Here is a 15587-nt window from a genome sequence, read left to right as displayed (position 1 = left end):
GTTACCCGCGTCCCTCCTGCTCCAAGTATTCAGCATACGTTTTCGGTATGTCACCCTCTTGAGAAGGATTAAGTGGGTGTGGCTGAACTTGTCCACTTTCCACAATCATATTTGCTTTAATTGGTGTAAGACATGCACGGACATTTGTTTCCCCATTGACCGTTACCCGACATTCAAAACAATGTCCGATATTACAATAAATCCCACGCGGATTACCTGATTCTTCGTGTTTACGCAATGTACGAATTCCATGTGCTAAAAGAGCAGATGCAATTGTATCGTTTTCATAGCCTTCGTATGTCTTCCCATCAAATTCAAATTGTACTTTTTGCCTTTCTTCCAACTTCCCTAACACAGGATGATCCACAATTCTATTCGTCATCTTTTCCGAAACCTCCTAAATCAGTTAATGAAATTGGTCTTACTGGAGGAGCAACCTTTAACGGAAGTGCATCAGATGGATTCTCCTTCGTTATGTTCGTTAATATTTTATCAATCGCTGGTCGACACGTTCGCCCACCACAAAATCCCATCCCAGCTCGTGATAATAACTTAATTTCCCGAGCAGAACTATTATGTTTTTTAGCTATTTCCTCTAAGTCACCCAGAGTAATTTCTTCACATCGACATATAATAGTGTCTTTCATGTTGAACCTCCTTGTTGATTGATTTATGTATTAACAACAAATCAATAGAGATTAGTTGTTTACTAGTTTTTGAAAGCGCTTACTTTATAACAATTAGATATCCTGAATCTTTAATACTTTCCTATAATCCAATATTATGCTTTTCTTTTAATTAAATCAATAAAATTAATAATTATGAGATAATTAGTTTTGTATATGTTATTTGAATAAATACAAGTAAATATTATTTTAGATAAGAAAAAGCCTAAGTTCCATAAACTATATGGAATTTAGGCCTTCTTTTTAGTGATTCCGATTGGGCTCGAACCAACGACCTCCACCCTGTCAAGGTGGCGCTCTCCCTGCTGAGCTACGGAATCGTATTATAATTGTAGATTAATTATATGAAGTCTACTATAAACTGTCAATGAAAATCTCTTCATTCCCCTCCAAATCTCTTTCAGATGAAACCATAATCATCCCTTTTCCGTATATAATAGTAATGAAAGTGAGGGATCGTATGAAAAAAGTAATTGGACTTTTTACTATTGTTATTATCGGACTGCTAATTTTTCCAATGCAGATTTTAGCAGTTGATTTTACTATTAATAAAACAAACATTGATGCTTACCTTCAAGGAAACGGAGATGTACACGTTGTCGAATCCCATACGTATGATTTTGACGGAGATTTTAATGGAATCACACGTACAATTTACCCGAAGAAGGGAGCTACCATTAAAGATTTTAAAGCTATAGAAAATGGCAATTCACTCAAAGTTAGACTAGACGACGAAACGTATAAAATCTATCGTAGTGGCGAAGATGAGTCTATTACAATTGAGCTTAACTACGTAATCATTGATGGCGTTGAAGTTTATACGGATATGGTTCAATTTTATTGGCCATTTTTTGATTCCAATAATGAATCAGACTATGAGAATCTCACCATCACTGTACATCCACCAGCAGCAACAAGCGATACTATTGCCTTTGGATATGATGCTGCTTATGGGAATCAGCAGATAGATAATAATGGAGTAGTTACCTTCCAGCTTGGACTTGTTGAAAGTGGTCAAAATGGAGATATTCGTGTGGCATATGATCGTTCTATTTTTTCTGCTGCCATAACTCATAACGAATCTATTCAACACACTCTCTTACAAGAACAACAAGAACTCAAAGATAAGCAATTAGACTTCCTCGAATGGCAAGGGAATTTGGACAAAGTAGCACCATTTGTAATTGGTTCATTTGGTCTGTTTTTATTGCTATTACTATTCTTTGCTTGGAGGAAAAAACATACCATTCTCCGAGAGGTGGAGCGACAAGCTAGCCAGTCCGTCATTCCGAAAGAACGAATGAGTATGCCTGCAACTATATATCATTTAAGAAACGCAATGGTAGACTTTGGTGATATGTTGACAATCGGTATGATGGATTTAGTACGAAAAGGAAATATAAAAGTGACTGAAAAAGATACGTATACCCTCGTAAATTCAAAGACTGAATACGAGCATGAAAGACAACTCATTCACTTGTTATTTAAGAAAATTGGTGAGAATGGAATTTTCACATTTGAAAAATTAGAACACTATATGAAAAGCGCTTTAAATAAGAAAAGCTTATATAATGATCTATCCATGTATCAAGGTGCATTAGTACAAGAAATTAATTCTCATCAACTATTTCATAACTTTACAAAACTGCGTTGGTTTATAGGCATTACTAGTTTATTTCTAATACCATTCATGATTTTACTAGGTCTTTATCAGTTATTCATGTGGCTTTTCTTTGCTTTAATTATGATGTTTGCTCTATTGTTCTTTTCATTCCTATTTAAAGTAAGGACAGTAGAAGGAAAACTAATTAAACATGAGTGGAAACAATTTAAAGAAAACTTCTCTACCATTCAAACTAATCATTGGTATAACTTATCTAAAGATGATAAAGAACGTGCACTTTTATTTTCAACTGGCATGAAGGACAAAAAGCTAGTGGACATTAACAAATCGTTAATTAAAAAGGATGCATCTATTCAAGATGATTCTTCTTATTTAGTGCTACAACTAATAACACTTTCCACATTAGCCAGTGTGAATTTTGGTTCTGTCTCGAATGTTTCTGCTGAGTCATCTACTACTACGACCACCTTCACAGGTACAGGAGTTGGTGGTGGCGGTGGAGGATCCGGCGCATTTTAATATCTATTAGATTCCCTCTCTCTTTATAAGGAGAGGGTTTTTCTATTGGATTAGTAGAGAATGGTCTTAATCGTGTTTAGATACTATCATTGGATTCCAAGTATACTCACCATTCTAGGAGTGATGTGACCTTATATCTCATGTATGTGTCCTTGCCTAGGTGGTATGCTCCCTTTTAACTCGAGTATGTGCCCTTGCCCAGTTGGTATGTACCCTTTTACCTCAAGTTTGTGACCTTGCTCGGCTGATATGTCCCCTTACACCTCGAGTATGTGCCCTTGTCCGGCTGCTATGCACCCTTATAACTCGAGTATGTGCCCTTGCCCGGATGGTATGTACCCTTTTACCTCAAGTTTGTGACCTTGCTCGGCTGGTATGCTCCCTTTTAACTCGAGTATGTGCTCTTGCCCGGATGGTATGTACCCTTTTAACTCATGTATGTGCCCTTGCCCGGATGGTATGTGCCCTTGTACAGCGCTTATCCTACCATAAACTCAAAGTATGCGACCATCACAGGAGTTACCCTGCCTTAAGCCCCAAGTATTTTAATGATTACCAATCAACAAACTCCCACTCCTATCACCACATTCACAAAATTCATTCGAAACACGAAATAAATTCTTGGAACTAATCTTGTTTATCCTTTATAATAAAATAGCGATTATATTTTTATATTGTAAAAAGATTTACAATTCCAACAATGGGGGTACATTTTTCGTGAGATCTGTTTTTTCTTTTTTAAAGCCGTACAAATTGACTGCAGTTATTGCATTTTTATTAATGCTCGTGGAACTTGCTGTCGACTTACTTCTCCCCTTCTTTTTAGGGAAGATGATTGATTATGGAATTCAGAATGGTGACTTAAACAATATCGTAATGTGGGGAAGTATCATGATAGCAATGGCACTTTTCTCATTTATTACTGGTATTACGAACTCATTCTTTGCATCCCACGTTAGCTGGGGGTTTGCATATGACATTCGTGAGCGATTATTTCGTAAAATACAAGAATTCTCGTTTGCTAACTTAAATCGTTTTGCAACATCACATTTGATGACTCTATTTACAAATGATGTTCGACAAATTCAAAACACGATTTTCATGGCTCTACGAATTATGGCTAAAGCACCACTACTTGCTTTAGGTGGAGTAATTATGGCCTTTATCGTTAATCCAAGACTTGCTATTATTTTCTTAATTTCTGTACCAGTTTTAATTGGATTTTTATTATGGGTACTTAAGAAAGCATCGAAATTATTTAGTCGTGTTCAAGAGAAAATTGATAATGTTAACCAAGTGATGCAAGAGAACCTTGCTGGGATGCGACTAATTAAAGCATTTTTCAGACGAAATCATGAACAAGATCGTTTTGAAGAGGCTAATACTGATTTACGTGATACTACTCGATTTACATTCCGTTTTATTGAAGCTTCCATGCCAATACTACTATTTGTGATGAACTTAAGTATTATTGCGATCATTTGGTTCGGTAATACTCAATCCATTGCTGGTACGGCAGACGTCGGGGATGTTGTAGCAATCGTTAACTATGCGATGCGTGTTGCTATGGCAATATCGATGTTCTCATTTATCATTATGGCACTTTCACGGACGAAAGCTTCAGCAGAAAGAATTGGGGAATTGCTCGACGAAGAAGTGGACCTATTGGATAAAGAGGATGCAGATGATAAGCAAAAGGTTATCGATGGAAAAGTAGAATTTAAACATGTTTCCTTTAAATACCCTACATCTGATGATTATGTGCTACGAGACATTTCATTTACTGTTAAACCTGGAGAAAAGCTAGCGATTATCGGAGCAACCGGTTCAGGAAAGTCTTCCCTATTCCAGCTTATCCCTAGGTTATATGACACAACATATGGGGAATTATATATTGACGATAAACCGATCTCTTCTTATAAATTAGATAACCTACGGAAAAGTATCGGATATGTTCCACAAAGTCCACTTCTTTTCAGTGGTCCTATTATTGATAATATTGCTTGGGGAAAAGATAACGCAACCCATGATGAAGTATTAAAAGCGGCAAGTGATGCGCAAATCCATCAAACAATAATGGACTTACCGAATCAATACCAAACACAAATTGGGCAAAAAGGGGTCAACTTATCTGGGGGACAAAAGCAGCGTATCTCTATTGCAAGAGCATTAATTAGGAAACCAAGAATTCTTATGCTTGATGACAGTACGAGTGCCCTAGACTTAGCTACAGAGGCAAGATTACTCGAAGCGATTCAAGATGATTTAAACACCCTTTTCATCATTACTCAAAAGATTTCTACTGCGATGAAAGCAGATCGAATCCTGCTTCTCGATGAAGGAAAGATGTTATCTATTGGAACACATGAAGAATTACTAAAAGAATCTGAGTTGTATCAACGAATTGTGGAATCACAATTTGGAAAGGAGTATCCAGATGTCCGTTAAACAGCAGTTAAAAGCTCCCTTTCAATATGAGAAAATTCCAATTGAGAATATTTCCGAGGAAGTTACAAAAAAACGTGCAAAGAACACATGGGGAACAATTAAACGAATATGGTCTTACCTCGCACGTGAAAAAATGCGATTATGGCTTGTAGTACTTATGGTCGTTATTAGTTCTGCAATGAGCTTACTTGGCCCATACATGGTTGGGATGGCAATTGATAATTTTATTGTTAAAAAAGCAGTAGATGGATTAGGGTTACTCGTTATCGGCTTAATTGCAGTGTATATATTAAACTCACTATCTGTTTTCCTGCAAAGCTTTTTCATGGTAGGAATTGCACAAAATACCGTATATGATTTACGTACAGAACTCTTTCATAAATTCCATCGCTTACCAATTGCCTATTTTGATAAAAGGCAACACGGAGAGTTAATGAGTCGTATTACGAATGATATTGATAATGTCAATAACACTTTGAACCAATCAGTGATTCAAGTATTCTCTAGTGTTTTAACATTAGTAGGTACTATAGCGGTTATGATTTATTTAAGTCCCATTCTAACTGTCGTAACGATGTCAATTGTTCCAGTCATGTTTTTTGCTACTAGATGGATTACACGTCGTACTGGTCCATTATATAAGTTGCAACAAAAACGTCTGGGGGAATTGAATGGTTATGTAGAAGAAACCGTTTCTGGGCAGCATGTTGTAAAGACATATTCACAAGAAGATCGGGTTATTGATGAATTCGAAGTTAGAAATAAAGATTTAAAGCATTCCGGATTTTGGGCATTAACGATTGCTGGTTTTATACCAAAAGTTATGAATATGCTTAACTTTTTAAGCTTCGGAATGATTGCACTTGTCGGTGGTATTTTAGTGGTAAATACAGAGGGGCTTGTATCTGTAGGTATTATTGTTATTTTCGCAGAATATGCCCGTCAATTTACTCGTCCATTAAACGAACTTTCTAACCAATTCAACTTACTACTTTCTGCAGTAGCTGGTGCGGAAAGAGTATTTAATGTTATCGATGAAGATGAAGAAGAATTAGATGAAGATAAAGCTATCGAGTTAAAGGAAACAAAAGGACATTTTAAATTTGAAAATGTATCCTTTGCTTATGAAGAAGAAACTATTATTGATAAGGTTTCCTTTGAAGCTAAGCCCGGTCAATCTGTTGCTTTTGTAGGGCATACTGGTGCTGGTAAAACGACGATTATTAACCTAATTTCTCGTTTTTATAATTATGACGGGGGTAAAATCACACTGGATGGTATTGATTTAAAAGATATTACTAGGAAGAGTTTACGTTCGCATATGGCATTTGTATTACAAGACTCCTTCCTCTTCCATAACACTATACGAGAAAATATTCGTTATGGTCGTTTACATGCGAGTGATGAAGAAGTAATGGAAGCTGCCAAAAAAGCAAATGCACATGATTTCATTGAAAAACTCCCTAATGGTTACGATACAATTCTTGATCAAGATGGCAGTGGAATCAGTCAAGGACAAAAGCAGTTATTAACGATTGCAAGAGCATTTATTGCAGAACCAACTATTTTAATTCTAGATGAAGCAACAAGTAATATTGATACCATTACAGAACTTAAGATTCAAGAAGCACTTCAAGAATTAATGAAAGGCAGAACTAGTTTCATTATTGCTCATCGTCTAAACACGATTCAAGAAGCAGATCAAATCGTTATGCTGGAACATGGTCATATTTTAGAAAAAGGAAATCATGAAGAATTATTAGAACTGAAACAAAACTATTATGACTTATATAAAGGTCAACTAAAAGAGGTAGTCGGAAGTTAATAATTATATGAATGGGGGCACTCTCCCCCATTTTTAGATTATGGTAGCCATACTCTATCTACTTGACTTCCTCTATATTTTTAATAAGCTTAAGACATAAAGCTAGCATGATGTCGAGCTAGTGGAATGGACATACTAATGGGGTGAATAACTTGGCTAGAAAAGGAAAAATGCTAGAAAAAGAAATTAATAGTAATTTCTTAGGTGAAACACTTGTCTTAAAGATTTACCAACCGGAATCTTTTTCTCCGTTATATAAATACCATCTATGTATTATGCAAGACGGTAATGATTATTATCAAATGGGACGGGTTGCAACATTTAGTGACCGTTTACATGATGATGCAGAAATAGAAAACACTGTCTTTATTGGAATACATTATAAAGATCGTTATGATCGATTAAAAAAATACCACCCATCAGGTGAGCAATATGATGCATATAGTAAATTTTTAATGAAGGAAGTAGTTCCATTATTGGATGATATTCTTCCAACTTACCACATGGGCGGAACCCGTGCATTAATGGGAGATTCCTTAGCTGGTACTCTAGCCTTAACGATGGCGGTGAGATACCCAAATACATTTGGAAAAGTTATTATTCAATCACCACTAGTGGATGATGTTGTGCTAGATATCGTAGAAAAAGCAACAAACCTCCACTCTCTTGAAATATACCATACAATAGGAACGGCAGAGACAGCTGTTCATACAACAAAAGAACCTGAAGTTGATTTTCTAACACCTAATCGTAAATTAAAAGAATTACTTGAACAAAAAGGATTAACATATTTTTATAAAGAAATCCCGGATGGAGAACATACGTGGAAATATTGGCAAAATGATATGGAAAATGCCTTAAAAGCAATTTTCAATGAGGATTAACTAACTATTTTCTTATAATTTAGTAAAAAAAACTTTCATTGTGAAACAATTTGTTTTACATTAAGAGTAACAGATGAAATGAACATTTCTAACATTAAATAGGAGGTTATGACATGAAATACGGTATTGCAATTTTTCCATCAAAAGAAATACAAGATGAAGCTAATTCTTATCGTAAGCGGTATGACCCACACTACCCTTTAATTCCACCACATATTACTATCAAGGAAGCATTCGATGCCGATGATGATATGATTGATGAATTAATTCCTGAGATGAAACGTGTCGCAAATGAAACAAAGCCTTTTACTATTCGTATAAATAAAGCTAGTTCTTTTGTTCCTGTAACTAACACAATCTATTTAAAAGTCGAACCAGAACCGAGTTTAACAGAACTATACGAGAAACTTCATACAGGTAAGTTTCCCCAAAACAAACGCTTTGCTTTTGTGCCACATATTACAATCGGTCAAAAATTGCTTGATGATGAATACTCGGATATTTTTGGCAGATTAAAGATGAGAAGCTTTCAATTTGAAGAAGAAGTAGATCGTTTTCAACTCCTATATCAATTAGAAAATGGTTCATGGACCGTTTTAGAAACATTTGTATTTGGAAAGGAACTGTTATGATCATTAAAGAAGTAACGACACCGGAAGAAAAAGAGCATGCTTTTCTCGTTCGAAAAGAAGTTTTTGTAGACGAGCAAAACGTACCGATGGACATAGAAATTGATGAGTACGAAGATGTAGCTATCCATTTTATTGGTTATGAGAATGATCGTCCAGTTGCTGCAAGTAGACTTCGCTTCGTAGAGGAATATGGTAAGTTAGAAAGAATCTGTGTCCTTAAAGAATACCGTGGAAAATCGATTGGTAAAGCAATTATCCATGAGATGGAAATGATTATTAAGGAAAAAGGTTATCTAAAAGCAAAATTAAATGCACAAACACATGCAGAAGACTTTTATCAAAAACTCGGCTATCAAACTGTATCTGACGAGTTTCTTGATGCAGGCATTCCACATGTAACGATGATTAAAGAGTTAAGTTAAAAGAATTTAGGTTCTAGAATAACAAGTATGTGAAACCTATCATTTGGGGTTCACATACTTGTTTTTATGATGTTTATTAGTTTTATTGAAAATTGAAGATCCTTAATAACGTAGTGTGACCGTTATTATCTGATTTTTATTCCTTTGGGCACTCATCAGGCATATGAGTGACGTTACTACTTAATTTTCTCTTCCCTCGGGCATTCATCAGGCATATGAGTGACCGTTACTACTTATTTTCTCTTCCTTCGGGCACTCATCAAGCGTATGAGTGACCGTTACCGCCTAATTTCTCTTCCTTCGGGCACTCATTAGGCATATGAGTGACCGTTACTACTTATTTTTTCTCTCTTCGGGCACTCATCAGGCCTATGAGTGACCGTTACCGCCTAAATTTCTCTTCCTTCGGGCACTCATCAGGCATATGAGTGACCGTTACCGCCTAATTTTTCTTCCTTTGGGCACTCACCAAACATATGAGTGACCGTTACCGCCTAATTTTTCTTCCTTCGGGCACTCATCAAGCGTATGAGTGACCGTTGCTCCATTATTTCTCTTCCTTTGGGCACTCATCAGGCATATGAGTGACCGTTACTACTTATTTTTTCTTCCTTCGGTCACTCATCAGGCATATGAGTGACCGTTACCGCCTAAATTTTCTTCCTTCGGGCACTCATCAAGCGTATGAGTGACCGTTGCTCCATAATTTCTCTTCCTTCAGGTACTCATCACACGCAAGAGACTACTTATTTTTTTCTCCTTATGAGCACGAATCATCTCCTTGTCCCCTACTATAAATGAATGACTTCATTCATGTTGGTAAAACTAAACTTGGAAAGGGGACATTTAAAGTGCTATCCTATTCTCAAATGTTTGTTGACACTATTTTTGGTTTCGTTGCCTTATATGCATTAACAAAAATTCTTGGAAAAACGCAAATTTCCCAACTTACTGCTTTTGATTTTATTTCAGCTATTATTCTTGGTGAGCTTGTTGGAAATGCATTGTTTGATGATAAGGCCGGGATAATGGAAATGGCTTATGTTCTTTTTTTATGGGGCGCACTATTATATGTCATAGAAATTATTACCCAAAAGTTTAAAGGAACTCGTGCTTTACTGGAAGGACAACCAGAAATTGTAATTCGCAGAGGTAAACTAATTCGTGATGTGATGAAAAAAAATAAATTAGATGTCAATCAGTTACAACATTTACTACGTGAAAAAGACATCTTCACCCTTCGTGAAGTAGAATATGCGATATTAGAAACGAATGGGACCATTTCTGTGATGAAGAAATCAGATTTTCAAAATCCAACAAGAAAAGATATGAAACTTGCTCCACAACCAACAAATCTTTCCGTTACATTAATTAATGATGGGGAAATTATATATGATAATTTAGAGGAAAAGAATTTAACTGAGGAATGGTTAATGGAAGAATTAAAAGAGCAAGGTTTTGATCGAGTAGAAGATGTATTTTATGCAGAGTACTTAAAAGATGAAGAAATGTTAGTATTACCGTATGTAAATAGAGGAAAACCAAAAAAATAATTTCATTATAAAACCCGCTACACATTCGTAGCGGGTTTTATTATATCCGTTCATTTATATGCTTACCTAGGCCTGTAAGTTCAATCAATATCTCTTCTGTAGATGCCTGCTCGTTGTATAATTCCCTCTGTCTTAATGCAACGGGCTGATTAGGGTTATCCTTCTCACGTTTTAACTCTTCATAGGATAATTGTAACTCAGTTTTATACGTTTTCTTAACAGCCTCAATGTTCCTTCTCTTAACAAACATCCTTTTTTGATAATCCGTATACTCATGTTGTTGAATAGGTAATATATATCCCACATTAATACCTCCTTCAACTGGTTCATTAAAAATATTCGAATTATCTTACTATTTTATGTCTGTTATTCAAGAATTATTCCATCCTTTTTTCCAATTCCTTCATCCATGATTCAATTTCATTGATTGTTTTCATAAATCGACTGTTCCATTCGACCATTTCTTTTTCAAATGTACGTATTTTTTCTTCAGGCTTATTTAACCATTTTTCATTTTTTGCTAAATGTTTCTCGATTATCCCAAGATTTTTAATAAGTTTTTCTTTATCCATCATCTTCCCCCGCTTTTTCAGTCAAAAAAAAATGCAGCTAATGCTGCAATGTTATGACGTATTAATTATATCCAGGAGAATGGTCCTCTGTCTCGGTCATCATCTCTCCGTTCAGAACTTTCGCGATTACTTGATTCAAAACGGTCTTCTTGGCTTCTTCCTCCCAATATAGGATCAAATGGACGATTTTTCGGCTTAATAATAACATTTTCTGCTTCAATAACAAGATCTTTTACGCGGATTACTCGTTTCCCATCAGACATAGCAATCTCTCCCTCATGATATTTGCTCGATATTAGTCTATGTAACTATTTTCTTAACGTATGGTCAAAAGCCCTTATTCTTATCATTTTTCCTCTAGATAAGTAACACAAAAAATCGTACATGTGCCCACACCGAATGACACATCGCACATATTCTATTAAAGAAAGTAAGTTAATTAAAGAAAGGAGAATGTTTCATGGGTTGTGGCCATGGTAGAGTTGAAGGTGCACAGACAGGAAATTGTGTTTGTGAGGTTCTTCGTGATATTGTAGACGCTCAGAATGACGTTATAGAAAATTGCTGTGACAGTAGTTGTGAGCAATCAATTAATGATTTGTTAGGTGAAACAGATCCAGGCACAGGTTTAGACACAGTTCCTGTATTGCTTTATAACAAGTGTGATGGTAAACCATTCAAAGGATACGGAGCTAAAAGAGGTCGTATTCACGACATTAAATCAAGCTTCTACTTCCGAGTTAAAACAGTTGATGATGATTGCTGTGCAGTATTAGAATTACTACGTGATCCAAAAGACCAAGATTGTGTAACAGATCCTTGTGCACAATTTACTGGTAACTTAGAAAACACTGGTATCTGTATCACTGTTGACTTAACTTGTTTCTGTCACGTTACTTGCTTACCAGCTATTAGCGTATTTGACTAATACGAACAACTATATTAGTTGTTTGAGTAAACACCATGGAATTGTTCCATGGTGTTTATTTCATTTTCAGTTACTTATTAAAATCCGAGAAGTAAGATATCCATAATTTCCTCATCATTAATATAAACCGATCTTCTTCCTACTCTCATCCGTACAACTTGCTCCTCATAGCTTTGGATAACTCCACGATATTTCTTACCCTCTGTTAATACTTCACAACGCATTCTCGGTAAATAATCGGGTGTATTAAGAAAGTATTTTATCTTTTCATCTTTCGTCATATCTTTAAATTTCTTTTTTTCTTCCATATCTAGTTCATTATCAGTTGAGGAGGACGATTCCATTTGTGGTTCTGCTGGATATCTCTTTTTTACCTTGTTGGCAGCTTCTTCTGCAGCTCCATTATGAAATGAGCTTAAAGGACGTCTTCTTTTAATTGGTTGCTGATTCGTTTTTTTTTCCACTTCATTGCTAGGAGCGGTAACATTCGATTTCTTAGGGGATAAATATTGATGTTGCATTGGGGCTGTTGGTTTATTTTGATTCGGTTGATGGATATACATTAATGGCTCATTGGCAAATTTCCTTTTATTAGTCACGATGTAATTCTCCTTTCTAGTTCAATCATCATGACAGTATATGTAATTGTAAATTAATATGTGTAAATGCCTAGTGCAGAAGTTTTTATACAAGATTGCTACCTGAGTATAAAAAACAGGAAGAACATACTACACGGTTCTTCCTGCTCCTATTCTATAACAACAGACCCATAAAAGTAGTTGCCAATCCAAAGTAAATTAACACGGAGATAATGTCATTAATTGTTGTGATAAATGGACCAGATGCGACAGCTGGATCGATATTCATTCGATGCATTAACAATGGAATTAATGAACCTGCTAATGTAGCAATAATTAATGTTGCCATAATCGACAAGCCTACTAAAATGCCTAAGTATAAGTTTTGTTGCCATAAAAATATAACGATTGTAATAATTAATCCGCAAACCGTCCCTGTAATAAGTCCTGTCCCAGCTTCTCTGAGGATTAATTTGAATTTACCATCTGTCTCATATTCCCCTGTTGCTAATCCTCTAACAGCAACGGCTAAGGCTTGTGTACCTGTATTTCCTGCCATACCAGCGATTAACGGAATAAAAATGGAAAGAATCGTTACTTTGCTTAATGTTTCTTCAAACTGCCCAATAAGACTTGCTGTTAATAGACCGAGAAATAGTAAGATAATTAACCATGGCAACCGCTTCTTTGCTGCTGTAAGTGGATTTATATCTGGTCGGTCCACATCAGAGATACCTGCAAGTAATGAATAGTCCTCACTAGCTTCTTCATCAATAACATCTAATATATCATCCACTGTAATAATCCCTAATAAATGCTTTTGAAAATCTACGACCGGAACAGCTAAAAAGTCATAATCTCGCATAATCTGTGCAACTTCTTCCTGGTCTTCTGCTACAGAGACATAAAACACATTTTCATTTAATAGTTCAGCTATCTTTACATCATCATCTGAAATAATTAAATCTCGTAAAGAAAGTACCCCAACAAGTTTTTTTTCCTCATCAACAACATATAAATAATAAATAGTTTCTGCATCGGGTCCTTCTTTTTTTAGCTGGACCATTGTTTCTTTAACGGTTTGTGTTTTGTTAACTGAAATGAATTCAGTTGTCATAATACTACCAGCAGTTTTTTCTTCATAATGAAGAAGATCCTTTATTTCATCAGCTTCTTCTTCATCCATAATTGTTAAGTAGCTTACAACCTTATCTTTATCCATTTCATTCAAGATATCAACTGCATCATCTGTTGCCATCTCACCTAAAACCATAGAGGCATAGTTTAGATCCATTTCAACAAAAAACGGCTGTATATCTTCCAATTCAATATGTTCCATCATTGCAGCAAGTTCTTCAGGTGAAAGATAACTATAAATCAACATACGATCAGATGGCTCTATCTCTATAAAAAATTCAGCTTGATCATAAGGATGCATGTCCAAAAAATTTGTTCTGAACGCATTAATATTTTCATTGGCTAAGCTTTCTTTAAGTTTTTCGAAGTGTACTTCAATCTTTTCGTCTAAATTTTCCATGCTTAGTCCCCCTTCGTTCTGTTTATATATTAGTTATACTATACCCTATATTAAATCAGAGCTAACCATGATAAAAAGTGATATAATAATTTAATGCTTAATTAATTAGCTAAAATCGTGTAAACTTTATAAAGGAAGATTATACAGAAAGTAATGATAACGAATGAATACAAATAAACTCGATTATACATTAATATCGATAATATTACTACTTGGCATTGTGAGTGTGTTTACATTATATACCGTAGAACCAACACTTCCAGCAAAATTACAAGGTCAAAACTTTACGGAAAAACAAATCGTTTGGTATGTCGGCGGAAGTATTGTAATTGCATTGATCATGCTTATCGATTATGACCGGTTTAGACAGCTGACTTGGGTATTATACGGTGTCGGAATGATTATGTTATTTATGCTATTCTTAAGAAGGTTTTTCGGATTATTTTCTGCAATCATTCCAAATGTAAAAGGTGCATATGGTTGGTTTTCATTTCCAGTACTTGGTACATTACAACCTGCAGAAATTATGAAAGTTATATTAATTCTAGCCTTAGCACATGTTATGTATGTCCATAACCAGAAGTATGTTACACAAACAACAAAGAGCGACCTTTGGTTATTGTCCAAAATATTAATTGTAGCTGCACCACCAATGGGACTTATTGCAGTTCAACCGGACTTAGGTACCTTTTTAGTTTTATCTGCAATTACAGGAGCTATGATCTTAGTATCTGGAATTAGGTGGCGACTTATTTTCACCATTATCCTAATAACAATTGGATCTGTTGGCATCATTATTGCCGCTTACTTCCTTTTCCCAAATACAATTGCAGTTTTTTTAGAAGAATCGTTATTTAAACATGTATCGGGTCGATTTTACGGTTGGTTAAATCCTGAGCAATATTCTGATTCAGGCTACCAATTGATTCGAGCAATGATGGCTATAGGTTCGGGGCAATTATTTGGTAAAGGGATCGAAATGATGCAAGTCTTTGTACCAGAACGTCATACTGATATGATTTTCACTGCAGTAGCTGAACAATTTGGCTTTATTGGTTCGAGTATTGTCGTTACCCTGTTCTTCTTGTTAATCTATCGACTTATTCATATTGCAATACAAAGTAATGATAGTTACGGAAGTTATATTGTAACAGGAATGGTTGGTATGTTTGCCTTTCAAATCTTCCAAAACATTGGAATGTCTATTCAATTACTTCCGATTACTGGATTACCACTACCATTCTTAAGTTACGGAGGAAGCTCGACACTCACATATTTAATGGCAATTGGTATTGCATTGAATATTCATTCCCGAACGAAAAGTTATATGTTTGAATAAGGCGAGAATAGCAAATAATATTCTCGCTTTCCTTTTGTGA

The 15587-nt window shown here is 35.4% G+C and carries 16 protein-coding genes and 1 tRNA gene; 9 read left to right on the top strand and 8 right to left on the bottom strand.

Going from position 1 to position 15587, the window contains the following annotated elements; genetic code table 11:
• Position 1 precedes the first annotated feature (1 nt).
• The 3 genes from IEV35_RS08835 to IEV35_RS08825 form a co-directional block, all read right to left on the bottom strand.
• The gene (locus tag IEV35_RS08835; RefSeq protein WP_188384311.1) at positions 2 to 382 is read right to left on the bottom strand and encodes a (2Fe-2S)-binding protein; all 381 of its coding nucleotides are present in this window, start codon (positions 380 to 382) and stop codon (positions 2 to 4) included.
• Positions 372 to 647, bottom strand: a complete 276-nt coding sequence (locus IEV35_RS08830; RefSeq protein WP_188384310.1) for a (2Fe-2S)-binding protein — start codon at positions 645 to 647, stop codon at positions 372 to 374. The genes IEV35_RS08835 and IEV35_RS08830 overlap by 11 nt, the downstream gene beginning before the upstream one ends.
• A 286-nt stretch (positions 648 to 933) precedes the next feature.
• Positions 934 to 1006 (bottom strand) — tRNA-Val (locus IEV35_RS08825).
• A 140-nt stretch (positions 1007 to 1146) separates the two neighbouring features.
• Here IEV35_RS08825 and IEV35_RS08820 point away from each other — a divergent pair.
• The 7 genes from IEV35_RS08820 (at position 1147) to IEV35_RS08790 (ending at position 10593) form a co-directional block, all read left to right on the top strand.
• On the top strand, positions 1147 to 2829 hold the full coding sequence (locus tag IEV35_RS08820) for a DUF2207 domain-containing protein (protein WP_188384309.1): 1683 nt from the start codon (positions 1147 to 1149) through the stop codon (positions 2827 to 2829).
• A 717-nt stretch (positions 2830 to 3546) separates the two neighbouring features.
• Entirely contained in the window at positions 3547 to 5277 is a 1731-nt protein-coding gene (locus IEV35_RS08815; RefSeq protein ID WP_188384308.1) for an ABC transporter ATP-binding protein, read from the top strand.
• A complete protein-coding gene (locus IEV35_RS08810; RefSeq protein ID WP_188384307.1) occupies positions 5267 to 7102 on the top strand; it encodes an ABC transporter ATP-binding protein in 1836 nt (611 codons plus the stop codon). Before IEV35_RS08815 ends, IEV35_RS08810 begins: the two co-directional genes overlap by 11 nt.
• A 152-nt stretch (positions 7103 to 7254) precedes the next feature.
• Positions 7255 to 7986, top strand: a complete 732-nt coding sequence (locus tag IEV35_RS08805; protein WP_188384306.1) for an alpha/beta hydrolase — start codon at positions 7255 to 7257, stop codon at positions 7984 to 7986.
• Between the two features lie 113 nt (positions 7987 to 8099).
• Positions 8100 to 8618, top strand: a complete 519-nt coding sequence (locus tag IEV35_RS08800; protein ID WP_188384305.1) for a YjcG family protein — start codon at positions 8100 to 8102, stop codon at positions 8616 to 8618.
• The gene (locus tag IEV35_RS08795; RefSeq protein ID WP_188384304.1) at positions 8615 to 9040 is read left to right on the top strand and encodes a GNAT family N-acetyltransferase; all 426 of its coding nucleotides are present in this window, start codon (positions 8615 to 8617) and stop codon (positions 9038 to 9040) included. The genes IEV35_RS08800 and IEV35_RS08795 overlap by 4 nt, the downstream gene beginning before the upstream one ends.
• Positions 9041 to 9891: 851 nt before the next feature.
• The gene (locus tag IEV35_RS08790; RefSeq protein WP_373284719.1) at positions 9892 to 10593 is read left to right on the top strand and encodes a YetF domain-containing protein; all 702 of its coding nucleotides are present in this window, start codon (positions 9892 to 9894) and stop codon (positions 10591 to 10593) included.
• A 40-nt stretch (positions 10594 to 10633) separates the two neighbouring features.
• Here IEV35_RS08790 and IEV35_RS08785 read toward each other — a convergent pair whose 3' ends face one another.
• From IEV35_RS08785 to IEV35_RS08775, 3 genes are all read right to left on the bottom strand, one after another.
• The gene (locus IEV35_RS08785; protein ID WP_188384303.1) at positions 10634 to 10897 is read right to left on the bottom strand and encodes a hypothetical protein; all 264 of its coding nucleotides are present in this window, start codon (positions 10895 to 10897) and stop codon (positions 10634 to 10636) included.
• Positions 10898 to 10970: 73 nt separating this feature from the next.
• Positions 10971 to 11165: a hypothetical protein gene (locus tag IEV35_RS08780; protein WP_188384302.1), complete on the bottom strand. Its 195-nt coding sequence runs from the start codon at positions 11163 to 11165 to the stop codon at positions 10971 to 10973.
• A gap of 65 nt (positions 11166 to 11230) precedes the next feature.
• Positions 11231 to 11428: a hypothetical protein gene (locus IEV35_RS08775; RefSeq protein WP_188384301.1), complete on the bottom strand. Its 198-nt coding sequence runs from the start codon at positions 11426 to 11428 to the stop codon at positions 11231 to 11233.
• A gap of 197 nt (positions 11429 to 11625) precedes the next feature.
• On the opposite strand from IEV35_RS08775, the gene IEV35_RS08770 reads away from it, so the two are divergent.
• A complete protein-coding gene (locus IEV35_RS08770; RefSeq protein WP_188384300.1) occupies positions 11626 to 12093 on the top strand; it encodes a CotY/CotZ family spore coat protein in 468 nt (155 codons plus the stop codon).
• A 77-nt stretch (positions 12094 to 12170) separates the two neighbouring features.
• Here IEV35_RS08770 and IEV35_RS08765 read toward each other — a convergent pair whose 3' ends face one another.
• Together IEV35_RS08765 and mgtE are read right to left on the bottom strand one after the other, a co-directional pair.
• Complete coding sequence (locus IEV35_RS08765; protein ID WP_188384299.1) at positions 12171 to 12692, bottom strand: CotO family spore coat protein; 522 nt, start codon at positions 12690 to 12692, stop codon at positions 12171 to 12173.
• Between the two features lie 154 nt (positions 12693 to 12846).
• Entirely contained in the window at positions 12847 to 14208 is a 1362-nt protein-coding gene (mgtE, locus tag IEV35_RS08760; RefSeq protein ID WP_188384298.1) for a magnesium transporter, read from the bottom strand.
• A gap of 163 nt (positions 14209 to 14371) precedes the next feature.
• Between mgtE and IEV35_RS08755 the strand changes: the two genes are divergently transcribed.
• On the top strand, positions 14372 to 15547 hold the full coding sequence (locus IEV35_RS08755; protein ID WP_188384297.1) for an FtsW/RodA/SpoVE family cell cycle protein: 1176 nt from the start codon (positions 14372 to 14374) through the stop codon (positions 15545 to 15547).
• The last annotated feature ends 40 nt before the right edge of the window (positions 15548 to 15587 follow it).

Origin of the sequence: Ornithinibacillus halotolerans (assembly GCF_014637405.1) — a bacterium.
In the GTDB taxonomy this organism is placed as follows: Bacteria; Bacillota; Bacilli; order Bacillales; family Amphibacillaceae; genus Ornithinibacillus; species Ornithinibacillus halotolerans.
This window is presented reverse-complemented; position numbering and strand designations above follow the sequence as displayed.